Source organism: Metabacillus fastidiosus NBRC 101226 (genome assembly GCF_001591625.1).
Taxonomy (GTDB): domain Bacteria; phylum Bacillota; class Bacilli; order Bacillales; family Bacillaceae; genus Metabacillus; species Metabacillus fastidiosus.
The window spans coordinates 67,906-85,485 of record NZ_BCVG01000007.1; the positions used below are offsets into that span (position 1 = coordinate 67,906).

The 17,580-nt window shown below is 36.5% G+C and carries 17 protein-coding genes, 1 other RNA gene and 2 riboswitches; of the genes, 4 read left to right on the top strand and 14 right to left on the bottom strand.

What is annotated here, in order from left to right; translation table 11 throughout:
- Positions 1 to 1,089 (top strand): LolA family protein, encoded by a 1,089-nt coding sequence (locus BFA01S_RS03515; RefSeq protein WP_066225818.1) that lies wholly within the window; start codon positions 1 to 3, stop codon positions 1,087 to 1,089.
- A 9-nt stretch (positions 1,090 to 1,098) separates the two neighbouring features.
- On the top strand, positions 1,099 to 1,245 hold the full coding sequence (locus BFA01S_RS22235) for a hypothetical protein (protein ID WP_156483519.1): 147 nt from the start codon (positions 1,099 to 1,101) through the stop codon (positions 1,243 to 1,245).
- 41 nt (positions 1,246 to 1,286) lie between these two features.
- Here the strand turns inward: BFA01S_RS22235 and BFA01S_RS03520 are convergent, their stop codons facing one another.
- The 6 genes from BFA01S_RS03520 to BFA01S_RS03545 all read right to left on the bottom strand — a co-directional run bounded on the left by BFA01S_RS03520 (position 1,287) and on the right by BFA01S_RS03545 (position 7,773).
- The gene (locus BFA01S_RS03520) at positions 1,287 to 2,309 is read right to left on the bottom strand and encodes an ABC transporter substrate-binding protein (RefSeq protein WP_066225822.1); all 1,023 of its coding nucleotides are present in this window, start codon (positions 2,307 to 2,309) and stop codon (positions 1,287 to 1,289) included.
- Positions 2,306 to 3,052, bottom strand: coding sequence for an ABC transporter permease (locus BFA01S_RS03525; protein ID WP_174521578.1), 747 nt, complete (start codon positions 3,050 to 3,052; stop codon positions 2,306 to 2,308). Before BFA01S_RS03525 ends, BFA01S_RS03520 begins: the two co-directional genes overlap by 4 nt.
- Positions 3,049 to 3,819: an ABC transporter ATP-binding protein gene (locus BFA01S_RS03530; protein ID WP_066225865.1), complete on the bottom strand. Its 771-nt coding sequence runs from the start codon at positions 3,817 to 3,819 to the stop codon at positions 3,049 to 3,051. The genes BFA01S_RS03525 and BFA01S_RS03530 overlap by 4 nt, the downstream gene beginning before the upstream one ends.
- Complete coding sequence (gene tenA / locus BFA01S_RS03535) at positions 3,812 to 4,492, bottom strand: thiaminase II (protein WP_066225825.1); 681 nt, start codon at positions 4,490 to 4,492, stop codon at positions 3,812 to 3,814. The genes BFA01S_RS03530 and tenA overlap by 8 nt, the downstream gene beginning before the upstream one ends.
- A 23-nt stretch (positions 4,493 to 4,515) precedes the next feature.
- A complete protein-coding gene (locus tag BFA01S_RS03540) occupies positions 4,516 to 5,790 on the bottom strand; it encodes an acetylornithine deacetylase (protein WP_066225828.1) in 1,275 nt (424 codons plus the stop codon).
- Positions 5,791 to 5,895: 105 nt separating this feature from the next.
- Positions 5,896 to 5,999: riboswitch (TPP riboswitch) on the bottom strand.
- Positions 6,000 to 6,090: 91 nt separating this feature from the next.
- Entirely contained in the window at positions 6,091 to 7,773 is a 1,683-nt protein-coding gene (locus BFA01S_RS03545) for a methyl-accepting chemotaxis protein (protein ID WP_066225832.1), read from the bottom strand.
- Positions 7,774 to 8,012: 239 nt separating this feature from the next.
- Here BFA01S_RS03545 and ssrS point away from each other — a divergent pair.
- Positions 8,013 to 8,197: non-coding RNA, 6S RNA (ssrS, locus tag BFA01S_RS03550), on the top strand.
- Between the two features lie 112 nt (positions 8,198 to 8,309).
- Here ssrS and metE read toward each other — a convergent pair.
- The 6 genes from metE to BFA01S_RS03580 form a co-directional block, all read right to left on the bottom strand.
- Complete coding sequence (gene metE / locus BFA01S_RS03555; RefSeq protein WP_066225835.1) at positions 8,310 to 10,595, bottom strand: 5-methyltetrahydropteroyltriglutamate--homocysteine S-methyltransferase; 2,286 nt, start codon at positions 10,593 to 10,595, stop codon at positions 8,310 to 8,312.
- Between the two features lie 149 nt (positions 10,596 to 10,744).
- A riboswitch (cobalamin riboswitch) is annotated at positions 10,745 to 10,938 on the bottom strand.
- Between the two features lie 68 nt (positions 10,939 to 11,006).
- Positions 11,007 to 11,822 carry an ABC transporter ATP-binding protein gene (locus BFA01S_RS03560; protein WP_066225839.1) on the bottom strand — a complete coding sequence of 272 codons (816 nt, stop codon included), beginning with the start codon at positions 11,820 to 11,822 and terminating at the stop codon, positions 11,007 to 11,009.
- A gap of 3 nt (positions 11,823 to 11,825) precedes the next feature.
- Entirely contained in the window at positions 11,826 to 12,590 is a 765-nt protein-coding gene (gene pxpA, locus BFA01S_RS03565; protein ID WP_066225843.1) for a 5-oxoprolinase subunit PxpA, read from the bottom strand.
- A gap of 3 nt (positions 12,591 to 12,593) precedes the next feature.
- Positions 12,594 to 13,592 carry a 5-oxoprolinase subunit C family protein gene (locus BFA01S_RS03570; protein WP_066225845.1) on the bottom strand — a complete coding sequence of 333 codons (999 nt, stop codon included), beginning with the start codon at positions 13,590 to 13,592 and terminating at the stop codon, positions 12,594 to 12,596.
- The gene (gene pxpB, locus BFA01S_RS03575; protein ID WP_066225847.1) at positions 13,589 to 14,290 is read right to left on the bottom strand and encodes a 5-oxoprolinase subunit PxpB; all 702 of its coding nucleotides are present in this window, start codon (positions 14,288 to 14,290) and stop codon (positions 13,589 to 13,591) included. The genes BFA01S_RS03570 and pxpB overlap by 4 nt, the downstream gene beginning before the upstream one ends.
- Before the next feature lie 25 nt (positions 14,291 to 14,315).
- Positions 14,316 to 15,269 carry a bile acid:sodium symporter family protein gene (locus BFA01S_RS03580; protein ID WP_066225850.1) on the bottom strand — a complete coding sequence of 318 codons (954 nt, stop codon included), beginning with the start codon at positions 15,267 to 15,269 and terminating at the stop codon, positions 14,316 to 14,318.
- Positions 15,270 to 15,497: 228 nt separating this feature from the next.
- Here BFA01S_RS03580 and BFA01S_RS03585 point away from each other — a divergent pair, with 228 nt between their 5' ends.
- The gene (locus BFA01S_RS03585; RefSeq protein WP_066225853.1) at positions 15,498 to 15,758 is read left to right on the top strand and encodes an alpha/beta-type small acid-soluble spore protein; all 261 of its coding nucleotides are present in this window, start codon (positions 15,498 to 15,500) and stop codon (positions 15,756 to 15,758) included.
- A 31-nt stretch (positions 15,759 to 15,789) separates the two neighbouring features.
- Here BFA01S_RS03585 and BFA01S_RS03590 read toward each other — a convergent pair whose 3' ends face one another.
- Complete coding sequence (locus BFA01S_RS03590) at positions 15,790 to 16,359, bottom strand: nitroreductase family protein (RefSeq protein WP_066225856.1); 570 nt, start codon at positions 16,357 to 16,359, stop codon at positions 15,790 to 15,792.
- Positions 16,360 to 16,663: 304 nt separating this feature from the next.
- Positions 16,664 to 17,278 (bottom strand): serine/threonine protein kinase, encoded by a 615-nt coding sequence (locus tag BFA01S_RS03595; RefSeq protein ID WP_066225858.1) that lies wholly within the window; start codon positions 17,276 to 17,278, stop codon positions 16,664 to 16,666.
- Between the last annotated feature and the right edge of the window lie 302 nt (positions 17,279 to 17,580).

Genomic DNA, 17,580 nt, shown 5'->3' on the forward strand with positions numbered 1-17,580 from the left:
ATGAAAACTTTAAAAACTTTATTAATAAGTTCTACATTAGCATTTGGAATTTTATCCGGCTGTACAGAGAAAACAGCAATGGCTTCGGAGGAGATTATGACTAACATTTTATCCACGAGTAAAGAATTCCAAGCATATTATGCTGAAAGTGAAACAAAAACTTTCCAAGATGGGAAGGAAACTGATTTGATTACAATGAAGGAATATGTAAATAATGAAGGAAAGAAGAAGGTTATCACAAAGGATGCAAAGACAAATAAAGAAACCACTGCATTTAACGATGGAAAACAGATCTTAACCTATGAAGCAGGCAGTAAAGAGGCGATAAGTTTAAATGTGGAAGGCGTTGATTTACCTGTTTACCAAACCCATAAGGAACAATTCATAAATATGCTTGAAAGTATGAAAAAAAATTATAAAAAGGAAGTAGTTGGTGAAGAAAAAATATTAGATTTTGATACGTATCATTTAAAATTAACTACAAAAAAGGAAAATTCAATTTTAGGGGATATCGAATTTTGGGTTGATCAGAAATCCTGGTTTATCGTTAAATCTTCATTCACTAATGCTGAAATGCGTGTAGATACAGAATATAAGAAAGTGGATTTCAACCCTGTATTTGAAAAAGATACATTTGCAATCGATTTACCAGAAGACGTTGTAATTACTCCTGCTGAAAATATGACTGCAACGAGGTCAGGATCGATAGAAGAAGCAAAAAAAGTAATAGAAAAAGATTTCCTTCTGTTTAATGAACCTGATCTATCATTTGAAGAAGAGATAGAAATAAGCGAATTTGGTGAGAAAGAATTGGCTCATAAAGAGATTGTTCTTAACTATAAAGATGTGGATGATGGGCCATTGTTTTCATTAACTATTTTTAAAGCATTAGAAACAGAAGATATCGATCTAGGAATGGAAACGGCTAATATGAAAGTACGTGGAAATAAAGCGACTTATATCGAAGAATTAAGGAATCTAAGCTGGAACGAAAATGGACTCACCTATTCTATTTTAATTGAGAACCCTGATATGAAAGTAGAAGAAATAGTAAAAAAAGCAGAAAATATGAAACTTTCATCAAAATGAGGTGATTAGATGAAGCATGCCAAGGTATTGTTCATATTAGGAACGATTCTCTTTCCAATTAGTATTTCTTTCTCCTCTGTTTCCTTTATTGGAATATTAGCTAGTATATTCAGTGGATTGCTCATCTTCTTTAATGCGAAAGTGCTAGCTTCATAATTTAGACAAAGCTGCCTGTAACTAGCAGGCAGCTTTGTCTATTATTCAGCGATATTAACAAATGTCTCTTCAAGACTTGGTTCTTTTTCAAGTAAATTTGATTCTTTCATCCATGTGCTCATTTTTTCCCATGGCTCGCTTTCCTGACTTCCAAAGCCTGCATCAGATTTCATTTTTGGTAAAAGAATAGAAAGACTTTCTTTTTCTACTTCTTCAATTAATGGGAAGTTTTCTTTATCTTGATTTGCTAGTAAAATTTTCAGAGCTTCATCTGGATTTTCTTCTGTATCTTTAAACCCTTTTGAAGCAGCACGCCAGAATGCTTTAATCTTCTCTTGATCTTTGTTCCATGTATTGTCACTTGTTACGGCAATAAGCTCATAGAAATTCGGTACTCCATAGTCTGTCGGGTCAAAATTACGAGTTTCATGGCCTTCATGACTTAAAACTGGTACTTCATGATTAATGTATGCACCAACAACTGCATCTACTCTTTTACTAACAATTGATGAACCTAATTCAAAACCAACGTCAACCATTTCCACTTTCTCAGGGTCTCCACCATCATGTTTCACCATTGCTTTAATGAGCGGCTCATTTACTGGTGTTCCTGGGAAACCAACTTTTTTACCTTCAAGATCTTTTGGTGTTTGAATAGGTGAATCCTTTAAAAATACAGCATGGTTTAATGGTGAGCGAACGATTGCTGCGATTGATTTGACCTTAACATCTTCATTTGCACGAGCCATTAATACGTCAGGCTGGTAGCTGATTCCCATCGTGATTTTTCCTGCTGCTGCTAAGTTAACAGGGTCTGTCGGACTTGCAGGGAACTGAATATCAACTTTAATACCTTCTTCTTCAAAATAACCTTTTTCCTGTGCAACATATAAGAAACTGTGAACCGCGTTTGGATACCAATCTAGCATTATGCTTACTTCTTCTAATTTCTTGTCTTCTTCTTTCTCTTTTCCTGCTGTTTCATTTGATGATCCACTGTTTCCACAAGCCGTGAAAACAACAAGCATCATAATAGAAACTAATAATAAAAACAACTTTTTCATTCTGTCTTCCTCCATCTAAGTGATTTCTTTTCGAAATATACAACAAGTAAAAATAAAAGAATTCCGAGCAGCGATAACAAAACGATTGGCGCGAAAACCCCTGCACCATCAAACTGCGTCATCATTCTGCGGCTGAAATACCCCAATCCAGATTGCGCACCAACCCATTCACCGATTGCAGCCCCGATTACACTTAAGGTAACGGCAACTTTTAAACCTGAGAAAAAATGCGGCAATGCGGAAGGTACATTCAATTTAAAGAAAATTTCTTTTTTACTCGCTCCCATCGTAAGCAGCAGTTCTCTTAACTCTTTGCTGCTTGAACGGAGTCCATCAAATGTATTAACGGCAATGGGGAAAAATGTGATTAATACCGTTACGACGACTTTGCTCCAGATCGAATAACCAAACCAGAGAACAAAAATCGGTGCCAGAGCAATGATTGGAATCGTCTGTGATGAAATAAGGAGCGGATAAAAGGTCCGTTCCATCGTTTTACTGCCATTCATCCAGACAGCAATACCAACACCGAAAACGATTGAGATAAAAAGCCCGATAACAACGATTAATAATGTTGCAGGCAAATGGACTGTCAGTAAAATATCTCCAATTTCCCAGAGCTTTTCTACTATTTGTAATGGTGATGGCAAAATAAAAGCCATATTCATCAGGCTCGCTGTAATTTGCCATATAACGAGTAAAATAAGAACGAGTAAACTTGGTGTAAAATACTTTTTGATCATAGCTGCACCTTAGCCCGTAATAAATCTATTAAATAATCTTTCAATTCAATAACCTTATCATCATTTAATTGACGAAGATCACGCGGCCTTTCAAGTGGTACGATTACTTCTTCCAATTTCTCCATAGGTGTCCCAGTGAAAATAAAGATTCGGTCAGATAAAAATAATGCTTCATTCACATCATGAGTAATAAAAAGAATCGTATTTTTCTGCTGCTGCCATTGTTGAAGAAGCCATTCCTGCATTGCAAGTCTTGTAATTGCATCCAATGCACTAAACGGTTCATCTAAAAGAAGAACATTGGAGCCGCTTAAAGATGTTCGTAAAAAAGATACCCTTTGTTTCATTCCGCCGGATAGATCACCAGGGTAACGATGCTCAAATCCTTTTATTCCAAATTGCTCCAGACGAGCAATTACTTTTTGTTCGGCTTCCTTCGTTTTCATTCCTTTTACTTCAAGCGGCAGCATCGCATTTTCTAAAACAGTTCGCCATGGCATAAGTAAGTCTTGCTGGGGCATATATCCGACAGCACCAAGCCTGTTCTGCTTAGCACTGCCATTAATAATAATTTCGCCTGTAACAGGTTGTTCAAGTCCTGTAATCAGGCGGAAAATAGTACTTTTCCCAGAACCGCTTGGACCGATAATACTGACAAATTCTCCATCCTTAATATCAAAATTGAGCTTGTCTAAAATCTTTATCGGACTGGCTCCGTTATCATATTGGAAGCTTACATCTTTAAAGCTTAGAACAGAATTACTTATCATCAGTTGGCCACATCTGCCCGTTATACGCCATATCCCAGAACATATATTCATAACGAGTCGTATTTAAGAAAATTTCTTCTAAATTTGCAAGCTCTTTTTCTGATTTTCCTTCAGCAAGTTCATTCATGAGATCAATGCACCATGTTGCAATGTCACCGAATTCTTTTGAGCTGTAAGTTTTTACCCAGTCACCGTAAAATTCATGCTCGCTCGCACCAGGAATTTCATTTAATTCTTTTCCAATTTCCCAGTAGCTCCATGCGCAAGGAAGAAGTGCTGCAACAAGGTCAGCAAGTGTTCCATTATGGCTTACCGTTAACATATAATGCGTATATGCCAGCACAATTGGTGACGGTTTTGCTGATTCAAGCTCTTCTTCTGAAATACCGAATCTTGCTGCATATTTGCGGTGCAAGTCCATTTCAAAATTGAGTGTTCCGTCAAGAAGAGTAGCAAATCTCCCCATCGTTTCTAAATCTTTTCCTGCTTTCACAACACCCAGTGCAAAGATTTTTGAATAATCAATCAAATATAAATAGTCCTGTACCATATAAAAACGGAATTTATCATGCGGTAAACTGCCGTTGCCAATTCCTTGAACGAATGGGTGTGAGTGGTTCTTCCTCCAAACCGGCAAGATATTTTCTCGTAGTCTATCAGTGAATTTCATGTTAATATTCCCCCTTAAAAAATTTACTTCTTTTCGTGGCACCAATTATAAATAAACTTCAGCATCACTTTCGTAAATGTCATTAATTGTTCAATTGATACTTGTTCATTTACAGCATGAGCATTTTGTAAATTTCCAGGTCCATAAATGACAGTAGGAATACCTGCTTCTCCTAGCCAGCCTCCATCGGTTACCGTCGGCGATACATCAATTATTGTATTTTCCTTCGCAATTTTTTCATGAACATCAGCTAATGTTTTTACCCCTTGATGATTTGGATCAATTTCCAGTGATGGGAAGATTTCTCCTCGATCTTCAATCATAGATGTTCCGCCCCATTTGAATGTTGGTGGATTTTCCCGTAACCAAGGATCAGCATCCGCTACTTTTAAAAGATGCTCTTCAATTTCTTTTGCGATCTGCTCATGTGATTCATTCGGATAATAATGCACAGTTATCCAGAGCCTGCATTCATCAGCGATAAAGGCTGCGTGTCTGCCCCCTTCAATAACCGCAGGATTAATCGTATTCGTTCCTGCCTTGAAGCCTGGATAGCTTTTCGTAATTGCCCAATGCCTTTCTAATTGCTGTAATCCAGAAATAATATTCATCATTTTCTCAATTGTACTTGCAGCGAAAAGCTTGCCGCCGGCATGGATCATTTCTCTTCTCATTGCATCATGATGGGTTTCCTTGCTTTTTACGACAACCCAGCCGGTAATAACACCGCCCTGGCCTTGGATATGTAAATCACTTGTATCAACGACGACTGCAAAATCAGCTGTATATCCGCGTTTGCAGCATTCAAGTGTGCCTGCTTCTCCAACTTCTTCTCCAATAACAGATTGAAAAATTAAGTCTCCCGGTAATTCAATACCAGCTTCACGGAGCAGTTTAATCGCAAATAATGCCCCTGCTAAGCCGCCTTTCATATCTGCGGCTCCTCTTCCAATAACAGCACCGTTCGTTACAACTGGTATGAACGGGTCAACATCCCAGTCTTCATCCTCGCTCACTTCTGCAACATCAATATGACCATTTATAATAAGACTTTTATACAGAGAAGAATTGGTTCCTTTCAAAACACCAACGACATTAGGGTCATTAGGATGAACATCCCATACATCTGTTTCAAAACCTTGATCATTCAAAAACTGTGCAACAAACTCCTGTGCTTCCTTTGTATTTCTAGCAGGAGGAGCTGGAGTTTTAAATGAAATTAACTCTGTTAATAGTTCAATCAGCTCATCTTTCCGCTCTTCAATTTGAGATAGAACGCTTCCTAGTTGAACGACCAATTTGCATCAAACCCCTTTAATTAAAAAAACCACTTCCTTTATATATAAAAGAAGTGGTTCGAATTTACTATGTAAGCAATGATAAAATATATGCAAAAATCACTGCGAGTAGAAGCACCTCTTTCCTACGCTAGTATTATCTAGTTCAGGTAGTAAGGGTTAAGGTATAAAACCTTTCTCAGCTTTTAAAAGCACCCCCAGCGGTAAACACTATTAAATTAGTAATCAAATAGTCTCTTATTTGACTTATTACTCATAATAATCACATATTTCGATAAATTTAGCAAGCATTATCCATTTTTATAACTTGAATTGCTGCATTAATTCATTTAATCGTTCTGCGAGGATTGCTAATTCGCTTGAGCTTTTTGCAACTTCTTCCATTGAGCTGCTTGCCTGTTCCGATGATGCAGCTGTCTCTTCAATACCTGCTGCAGATTGTTGAGAGATTGCTGCAACTTCCTCAATCGAAAGGTTCATTGACTGACTGTCTGCCAAAATATTTTGCAAATGACTCGATATATTTTCAATATTACTAATCATATGTGTCAGTGCTTCTCCTATGCCATGAAAGGTTTCACCCGTAATTTGAATTTGTTTAGAACCTTCTTCTACTTGTTTGTATCCTTCCTGCAATGATTGAGAGACACTTGTAGACTCTGCTTGAATATTATTAACAATAATCGTAATATCTGTAACAGAATGTGATACTTGTTCGGCAAGCTTTCTTACTTCATCAGCTACAACAGCAAAACCTTTTCCATGTTCCCCTGCTCTTGCTGCCTCAATTGCTGCATTTAATGCGAGTAAATTAGTCTGGTCAGAAATATCCCGGATAACAGATACAAGCTTTGTAATTTCTTGAGATTTGCTATCTAATCCCTCTACTTTAGCTACAGCATCCTTAACAATATAGTCAATCTTCTCCATTTGCATTGTAGAAGACTGCATCAATTGACTTCCTTTGCTAGACATCAGAGCAATCTCCTGTGAAGCTTGCTGAACTATTTCTCCATACTCATTTGCTTCGTTAACTTTCATTGTAAATTCAGTCATATTCGCTGCCAGATCACTGACTCGATGAGCTTGGGTTTCCGAACCGGAGGCCATTTCTTCCATTGTTATAGCAACCTGATCCGCACCGGTTTTCACTTCATTTGCTGACTGCATCAATTCTTCACTTTGATTTTTTACTTGATCTGACACAACAGTAACTTGATTTAGTAAAACTCTTGTATTTTCATTCATTTGATTTGTAGCGTCCACAAGCGCTCGAATTTCATCCTGTCCTTTTGCTTCAAGCGGTTTATTGCTTAAGTTCCCGCCTGCAATTTGCTTCATACGTTCCATTACTCCTACAATTGGGTGAGCAATTATACGCGATGTAATTAATGCTGTTACAATGCCGCTAATAGTGACGAATACTGCAATAAATAATGTGATATTTAACAAGCTTTTTCCATCAGCAACAATATTGTCTCCCTTCTTGTTAATTTTTTCTTCTCTTTCTTTCACTATGTTTTCAAAATCAGCAAGTAAATCTCTTGTAACTTTTGCTTGCTCCGATAATATCGCCATTGCTCTTTCCCTATTACCTTGATCATGAAGAAGGACAGCCTCATCTAAAGCTTCTCCCCACACCTTCTTTCTCTCAATCAATCTTTCAAAATCGGGAGAAGCACCTAATTTTATTACCTCTTTTTCTATTTCAATACTCTCATCCCTGCTCTGGCTGAATCTATCCTTCAAATCATTATCTCCATATAAAATATATCCACGAATTAATGAAGTTCTTTGAGATACATTTAATGCTAATTTTTCATCTAAAATAAGCAATTTCAGCTCTTTATCAACCATCTCTTTTGTCGATTCGTTTGAACTATTGATCATTATAAAATTAAAAGCTGTCTGAATAGCTACTAATATAATAATGATAGAGAAACCAAACAATATTTTCTTTCTAATACTTTTAAAATTAAACATAAAATACCCTCTCTTTTGCTATTTATCCAAGAAGTCATATTACAATATCCCTAAAGCGGAATAAAAAATAAAACTTATATAGTTTATAATCGGTTATACTCATAAATATCTTAAGTTTTATTTTTGTGACATTTCTTTTCCATCTTAAAATATCTGCATCTTGAGAAGGCGCTTTCAAAAAATCTCTATTTAATAAAAAATATACTTGATCTTTAGTAAAATTTTATGTATTATAATACTACAAGCTGCGTTGTACGTAGTGTTAATAAAGTTTTAACCTAATTATTAGACCGGGAGTTTAATATTGTTTTACGAATATCATGCCTCCATCGCGAAGAGGACGATAGGAATGAAACTGAAAACACCCACTTATTAAGTGTGTGGTCTAAAACTCTATTATGTTTACGGCAAATGCGGCTATTATATTTTAAATTTCAGACCAGTTCCGATCCGGAGCTGGTTTTTCCATTTAATAATACTATTATTAAAAAAGAATGGCTGCCTTATGAAATTGAAAAGCAGCCATTCTTCTATATTTAATTTAATACTTTATTTATTAATTTTTCACGGTACAATTTAGTCGCTTCAACCATTATTTCTAATGCAGCAACCGTTTCTGTTTCTCCCCGAGTTTTCAGACCGCAGTCCGGATTAACCCAGAATTGGCGTTCATCTAATACTGCAAGTGCCCTGGTAATATTTAATGTCAGTTCTTCTAGTGATGGGACACGTGGACTATGGATATCATATACTCCGAGACCAATTCCTTTTTCATATTTATATTTTTCAAATGAATCAATTAATTCGCCATGGCTTCTTGATGTTTCAATAGAAATAACATCTGCATCAAGCTCATCAATCGCTTCGATAATATCATCAAAGTTTGAGTAACACATATGAGTATGAATTTGCGTCTCATCTTTCACAGAAGATGTCGCAATTCTAAATGCGTATACTGCTGCATCCAAATATACCTTTGTTTTTGCTTCTTTTAATGGAAGACCTTCACGAAGTGCTGCTTCATCCACTTGAATCATCGCAATTCCGTTCGCTTCAAGTGCTTCTACTTCTTCACGAATAGCAAGTGCTACATGGTTTAATACTTCTGTACGGCTAATATCATCACGAACGAATGACCAGTTAATAATTGTAACAGGACCTGTAAGCATTCCTTTTACTGGTTTGTCAGTTAAAGATTGTGCATAAACAGCTTCCTTCACTGTCATCGGTTCGATGCAATGAACATCACCATAAATAATTGGCGGTTTTACGCAACGTGAGCCGTATGATTGAACCCAGCCGAATTTTGAAATCGCTACGCCTTCCATTTTTTCACCAAAATATTCAACCATATCTGTACGTTCAAACTCACCATGAACGAGTACATCCAGTCCAAGATCTTCTTGAATATCGATCCATCGTTTAATTTCAGCTTGAATATATTGCTCATACGCTTCATTTGAAAGCTCGCCTTTACGCCATTTTAAACGCTCTTTTCGTACTTCTTTCGTTTGCGGGAAGCTTCCGATTGTTGTCGTGGGCAGTAATGGTAAATTAAAACGTTTTTCTTGGATTTCTTTACGTTCTTTTGAACTCACACGTTTGGAAGAATACTGATCAAGCTTCGCAATCGCCTCATGTACTTTTGTCACATTGCGGTATTCTGAATTTTTCACTCTTTCAATCGCTTCATCATATTTTTCAAGCTCAGCAAGCGTTACTTCTTCATTGAAAAATTCCGTTAAAAGTGTGATTTCATCTAACTTTTCATCAGCAAATGATAAGGCATCTTTTATGCCTTCATCAAGCTCTTTCTCGCTTTTTAATGTTACTGGAACGTGAAGCAAACTGCATGACGGCTGTAAAACAAGTCGATCTTCTCCAACAGCTTCTACTAATTTTTCAACAAGTTTGGCCTTCTCTAACAAGCTAGCTTTCCAAATATTTCTTCCATCAATAATTCCTGCGAATAATACTTTATCTTCAGGGAAACCATATTTAGAGATTTTCTCTAAGTTTGTTTCTTTCCCGTGAACGAAATCAAGACCGATTGCTTGAACAGGTAATTGAATGATTTCTTCATATGCTTCAATGCTCTCAAAATACGTTTGAAGTATGAAGTTCACCTCAGGAACATTTGCTGTAAATTGTCCGTACACTTCTTTTACTTCAGCTAAGATGCCTTCTTGAATATCTTTTACTAAAATCGGCTCATCAATTTGGATCCACTCTGCACCGGCTGCTTTTAATTGCTGGAATACTTCGATATAGAGTGGTACTAATGCTGCCAGAATTTCTGCTCTTTCCGAATCTTCATATCCTTTTGATAGAGAAAGCAATGTAACTGGACCAACAATAACAGGCTTCCCGTTAATTCCTAATTTATCTTTCGCTTCATTGAACATAGCAAGCAGTCGATTTTCTCGTAAATATGGCTTTGCATTATGTAATTCAGGAACGATGAAATGATAATTCGTATTAAACCATTTCGTCATTTCCGATGCAACTTTCCCCTTATTTCCACGGGCGATGTCAAAATAAGTTTGAAGTACCCCTGTCTCTTCATCTTTAAATCTTGTTGGAATAAGACCAAACATAACTGCTGTATCTAATACATGATCATAATAACTGAAATCACCGATTGGAATAAGGTTAATTCCTTTTTCTTGTTGTTTTCGTAAATTATTTAAACGAAATTGCTCCATTTCTACATAAAACTGTGCTTCTGTTAATTCTTTTGACCAGAACTTTTCCAATACTTTTTTCCACTCGCGATTTTCTCCAATTCTTGGATAGCCGATATTCGAACTTTGAATACTCATTAGATTAACTCCTCTTCATCTGTTATTTTCCCATTAAAAAAGCCCCTCTAAATATTTAGAGAGACGTTGATAGACATAGTTAAATAGAGTTATAAACTAATAAGAGTTATACACCATATGACCACCACTCCTCCCCATTTCGCGTAGGTAATAAGCGCAGACAACAGGCAGGTCTCCTGACTTCAGTTCATCACTTTCTATCCCTTCCCGTTTTCATAAAACAGTGGTATCTGATAGAAAACTCCCTTTTACAGTGGCGCGACCGTGTCGGAATTACACCGAGCTTCCCTATTAAGCTAAAAGATATAAATATTCTTTTAACACCTATTGCTTGAACATTATTTAATTTTCTAGTTGTAAAAACTATTGAAACTAACATTAGACCATTTCAGAAATTTTCGCAAGTTTTTTCTAAATATTAAAATTCATTTTACTTTTTGAACTAAATCCTGCTCCTTTTACGAGAAGCGGTCTGTCATTATTCCAAATGACTTCTACAGGAAGATTGAAAAAATCAGTTAATATATCATTTTGAAGCATATCTCTCGTTTTTCCAGCATTAAATACTTGTCCACCTTTTAAAAGCATCGTATGGGTAAAAACAGGCAGAATTTCTTCCACATGATGTGTAACATAAAGGAGCGTAGGTGCGTCCTTTGCTCCTGCAATTCGCTCAATCGTCTCAAGGAGGTTCTCACGCGCAATGAAATCAAGTCCTGTTGACGGTTCATCTAAAATTAATAATTTTGGATCACCCATTAATGCACGGCCGATTAAAACCCGCTGCTTTTCCCCTTGTGATAATGTTTCATAATTGCGGTCCGCATATTCAATACTGCCCAATTGTTCAAGAAGAAAAATTGCTTTCTCTCTTATTTCCTGTGTTGGTTTTTCATATAAACCAACTGTAGCATATGCTCCGCTTAAAACAATTTCAAACGCACTGTCTGATGGATAAAATCTCTGCTGAATACTTGCAGAAACAAGGCCGATTTGCTTTCTTAATTGTTCTCCTAATATATCTTTTCCAAACTTTCTTCCTAGAACTTCAACAGAACCTTCTGTCGGAAAATAATAAGAGCAGAGCATGTTTAAAAGCGCTGTTTTCCCCGCTCCGTTTAAACCATATAAAACCCAATGTTCTCCCTTATTTACATACCAATTTATATGCTCAAGAATCCACTCGCCATTCCGCTTTACGGAAGCATCTTCAATCCGTATAACCATCTGTTACCTCCTTTTAATAGTTCTAATATAAATATTATTTTCTAATAATTTCTCATTAATTTTTTCTGCGAATAAGGAGGCATTTTCACCGTCTCCATGAATACAAATTGTATCCGCTTGAATCGAAATTTCATCTCCGCCTACTGTTCTTACTTTTCTTTGTTTTATCATTTGAATGACTTGGCTGACAGCCTCATCTTCATTAGTTATAAGGGCATTTTTTTCATTTCTTGATGTTAATGTTCCATCATGCTGATATGTCCTGTCTGCAAATACTTCATTTGCTGTTTTAATCCCAATTCTTTCGCCAGCACGAATTAATTCACTGCCAGCAAGCCCATATAAAATGAGTTCAGAATTTATTTTGTAAACAGCTTCTGCAATTGCTTCCGCTAATGCCGGATCAATTGCAGCCATATTATAGAGGGCACCGTGCGGTTTTACGTGGTTCAGTTTTCCACCCTCTGCTTGTGTAAAAGCTTGCAGGGCACCAATTTGATAGGTCACGATATCATGTACTTCTTTTGCTGTAAGCTCCATCTTTCTTCTTCCAAAGCCAACTAAATCTTGAAAACCTGGATGTGCACCAATATTAACATCGTGCTCTAATGCAAGCTTCACTGTCTTTCTCATAATTGCCGGGTCTCCAGCATGGAAGCCGCAAGCGATATTTGCTGACGTAATAAAACGAATAATACGTTCATCCTGTCCAAGTGTATAACTTCCAAAACTTTCCCCCATATCGCAATTTAAATCAATTTCATACATTATCTACATCTCTCCAATTGCCAGTTTTATCGTCTGTTTCAACAGTTGCAAAGCAGTCTCACGTTCGATCAGTTCTTTTTCTGCATCTTCTAATGTTATTTCTTTTAATTTTAGTTTATCCCCAGGTTTCATTTGAGCTAGTACAGGTATATCGACAGATGCAACAATTCCAAGGATCGGGTATCCTCCTGTCGTTTGTCTGTCAGCCATTAAAATAATTGGATTTCCATCAGGCGGCACTTGAATTGTTCCAATTGGTACTGCTTCTGAAAACAGCTCTGTTTTTTCTATTGGTGAAAGTATATGTCCCGTTAGCCGGTACCCCATTCGATCTGACTGGGGACTTATTTGAAAATAATGTTCATTAAGTACTTTATTAGAAAAGAGTTCATACTGTGGTCCTCTAATAAAACGGATAGGATTATTTTTCGAGTATAACTTTCTCCAGTTATAATGGGGAGTCCAATTTGCAGCAGAAAATGGGGAACTATTCACTTGCCGAAGTTTTTCTGTTAACCTTGCAGAAAACCCAGAAGGTTCTTTTATTTGAAGCACATCTTCTCTTTTAAGAGCCCTTCCTTTAAAACCGCCAATTTGAGCACGGATATAAGTGCTTCTGCTTCCCATTACGAGTGGTATATCAATTCCTCCTGCAACAGCAATATAAGCCCTGCACCCTTCTTTTACATTGGAGAACTGTAATACACTTTGTCCATGAATGAGAACAGGACGCCACATCGGCAGCTTCTCTCCATTTATTTGAGGAGAAAAATCCGCCCCGCAAATAGAAATAACTGCATCTTTTGAAAAGCTAATTGTCGGTCCCGTTAATGTAAGTTCAAGCAAGGCTTCCCTTTCATCATTTCCAACTACTATATTCGCAAGACGGGCAGCAACACTGTCCATCGCCCCGCTCACGACTACACCGTATTTCTGAAAACCGTATCTTCCCATATCCTGTACCGTCGTTAATAAACCAGGCTTTAAAATATGTATGCTCAATTTTTCTCAGCCTCCTTCAATACTTCAAATTCCTTATAGGTTATCGGCTGAAAGCGAATGGTATCTCCTGCTTGGAGAAGACTTGGAATATTCGCATTTGGATTAAATAATGTAAGCGGGGTTCTGCCAATCAGATTCCATCCACCTGGACTTTCAAGCGGATAAATTCCTGTCTGTTCCCCGCCAATACCGACACTGCCTGCTGGAATAAAAGTCCGCGGTGTATCCTTTCTAGGTGTCGCAATTTTCTTTGACAAGCCGCTTAAATAAGGAAAACCGGGAGCAAAGCCAATCATATGAACAACATATTCTTGAGATGCATGCAAATTAATGACTTCTTCTTCCGTTAAATGATGATAGTTTGCTACGTTCACTAAATCAGGCCCTAACTCCCCTCCATAACAGACTGGAATGATTATTTCCCGGGAAGAATATTTTTTTTCCTCACCTATTTCATTTATTATCTGTTTCAGTTTCATTTCTACGAACTGAAAAGGTGACAGCCCGTTACATATTTGATAAATAGCAAACGGGTCATAGTAAACAGTAATCGTTGTAAATCCCGGTACAATTTCTATTAAACCTTTAAAGCATTTTTTTTCAATTTGCTCTATAATCAATCGTCCATCTCTATTATTTTTACTAATATCAATTGTGACTGCACCATCTCCAAATGGCCTGAATTTTATTTCATCCATTCTTTTCTTCCCCTTTACATACCATCTATGCTGCTTTTTTTACTTTTGCTTCTTTCCGGCTGAAAAGAAGACCAAAAAGTGAAGCAAGCACTTGTTGAAACAGCATTCCAACAACTACTGGTATTGCAACGGCTGCTGGAAAAAACTGAATTGCAATAACAGCACCGGCACTAATATTTCTCATTCCACCGGTAAAGATTAAAGTAATTGTCGTATCACGGTCTTTCGTTAAACATCTAGCGAGAAACCACGCAAAACAATAACCAGAAAACGCGATAAATAATACCGTCAAAATAATAATTAAAAGCTTCACATTAATATCCTTTAAAAACGGAGCGACATAGGAACTATTAATGGCGACAACAAGACCGAGAGAAATTTTCGAAAACGGAGATAGAACAGTTCCCAAGGAATCTTTTACTTTGCCTTTTGACATGTGATTAAGCATCATTCCAATTAATGAAGGAACGACAATCATGAAGAAAAGGCCAATCATCATATTTTTCACATCCATCTCCACTTTCTCACCAACTAATAGAGAAAGACTTGATGGTACGATAAACGGTGAAAGGATTGTATCAATTAAAATAATGGAAAGTCCTAAACCGATATTCCCTTTATAAATGGAAATCCACATAAAGCTTGAGACCCCTGTCGGAATAACGACACCTAAAATTAATCCCGTAATTGTTAATTTATCAGCACCAAAAATAAGATGCCCAATTCCATAAGCCCAAACCGGCATCATGACATGTAAAATAAGTAAAGCAAGAATTAATGGAAGGGGCTGTAAAAATGCTCTTTTCAAGGAAGAAAAATTCGAACTAAGACTTCCCGAAAAGGTAATAAAAGCAAATATCCATGCAACAAGCCATGTAAAATCCTTTAAAAACCCTGCAAATATGACACCGATTACAACACTTGCTGGTGTCATAAGAGGCATTATTTTTTCCAATCGTTTATTCAACGTTTGAAGCATTTTAATTCTCCTAAAAAACAATATAGTAACTCCTATTTTACCATTATAATAATGTTTTCTATACAGTTTCCCCTTATTAAAATAAAACTGTTTATTCCTGTTACTGCTTGTAATTATCAAACTTTTACAGCCAGTTAATTCCTGGCCTTCCCCTATTTTTCCAAAATATCACACTTCGTTAAATACAGGATAAGATGGGGAAGCTATTTTAAAAGGAGGGATAGTGTAATGGCAAGAAGAAATCGTTTACTGGTTCCAGAAGCTAGAGAAGCTGTCGATCAATTAAAGGCAAACATTGCAAATGTAGCTAACCATGAAGATGCTAAATTCGAAATTGCAAAAGAAACAGGCATCCCATTACAGACAGGTTATAACGGAACATTAACAGCAAAGGAAGCGGGGAAAATCGGCGGCAGCTTAGGTGGAAATATGGTAAAAGAAATGATTAGAATAGCACAGGAAAAACTCCAAAATAAAGATGAGGGCTGATTTTTCTATCAGCCCTTCACTAAAAAATTCTTCAATCAATCCATGTTGTCTTATCTTTAAAATTAGTTCTTTCTATAGGTGCTGCTTCCATATCCGGATAGCCCAGATAAATAAAGCCGAGGACTTCTCCCTTCTCCGATAAGCCGAAAAACTCGCTTACCTTCTTTTCATAGCAAATTTTTCCCGTACGCCAAACTGCACCGAGGCCAAGGGCTGTCGCAGCTAAAAGCATATTTTGGATCGCACTGCTTACTGCTGCATATTCTTCTTTTAAAATCACTTTTGATTCATTACTCGGTTCCACCGCAACTGTAATAATAACCGGGGCACGAAGAGGATTTTTCTTTGCTCTTTCGATTTTATCATTATTTCCGCTGCTATCAGAGTCGCCTAGTTCTGCTTTTGTAATATTAGCTAATACTTCACCAAGCTTCTCTCTGCCATTCTGTCTTAAAACGAAAAAGCGCCATGGCTCTGTACGAAAATGACTCGGTGCATATGTACCGGATTCTAATATTTTTTCAATCAATTCAGCGGGTACTTCATCCGTTTTTACTCTTCCGATGCTTCTTCTTGATTTAATCGCTTCAAACACATCCATCTTTCTCACTCATTTCTCATTATATTTACCTTATTATATGCATAGTTAAAAAATAGAGAAAATAAAATGCTCAAACACATTACATACGAAGTTGAATATCTTGCTTAAACTTTGGAAAAACACTTATAAATATATATGAAAACGAGAGAAGTGACATACCGTTTTAGAAAAATAAGCAAGACCTGCAGTATATCAGAAATCATTGTTATTCTGTTATCTATCCATTTTATTACGAATAACCGGGCAGTAAAAACTCCCAAGAGGAGGGAGATATCCAACTGTCCGTCAAACCCGTTTATTATATCTACTGTTCTTTAGAAAGTGAGAAAAAAGCTGACTTTTTATATAATAAAGCAATCATATTCAGTAAAAACTCAGGTATTCTCTTCGGAAAAAACCTTTTTTCATACAGAGAATAAAATGCTCTTTTTAAATCTCTCCATTGTGTACAATCTTTCGTCTGTCTAAATCTTGCCACATCAATTATTTTCATCTGTCCTTCAGATGTAACAATCAAATTACGAAGGTGGACATCTGAAGGATTTAATCCTTTTTCTCTCGCTAATGACAGAGCAGCATCTACTTCATTAATAATATCTCTCGTCACTCTAACTCCATTTACTAAACATTCAAAAATTGTTTTTCCATCAATATAATCAATAACGAGATAATTTTCTCCATCCTCATACAAGGTAGGGAAATAAGGAGTACCTGCAAGTCTCTTATATATCATCGCTTCTTCCTTTGCTATTTTGCTTTTGTCAGGATAGAACACTTTCAATGCCTTATTCGTTGAACGTATTTTAAAAACAACAGCACTTCTACCTGTACCAATCAGCTCTAAACTTGTATCTTGATGATGAACTTTATTTTTATCTGTAAATTTAACACTTTCTGCAAGTTTTTTATAATTTTCCATTAACGCATCCCCCTTGACTGGTAAATAATCCTCTCCCCCCCCTACCATTTCAAAGCGGGGCTTTACTATCAAATGACTATTTTCTTCTCTTTTTTATTGTTTTTATTAATATAGGTAGAGCTTTTTCCTTTAATAATTTCAAACCTTGTTTTTTAATAAACCCTTTTATTATTTTCCCCATTTTTAAAGTACCTCCTTTAAATAAAGTGAAACTTCCATCAGTAGGGGTTTTTCTTATCTCCTACTGATGGTTAGTTAGGGCCCGCATGATACAGGCCACACATACATTGCTCGCGTAAAGT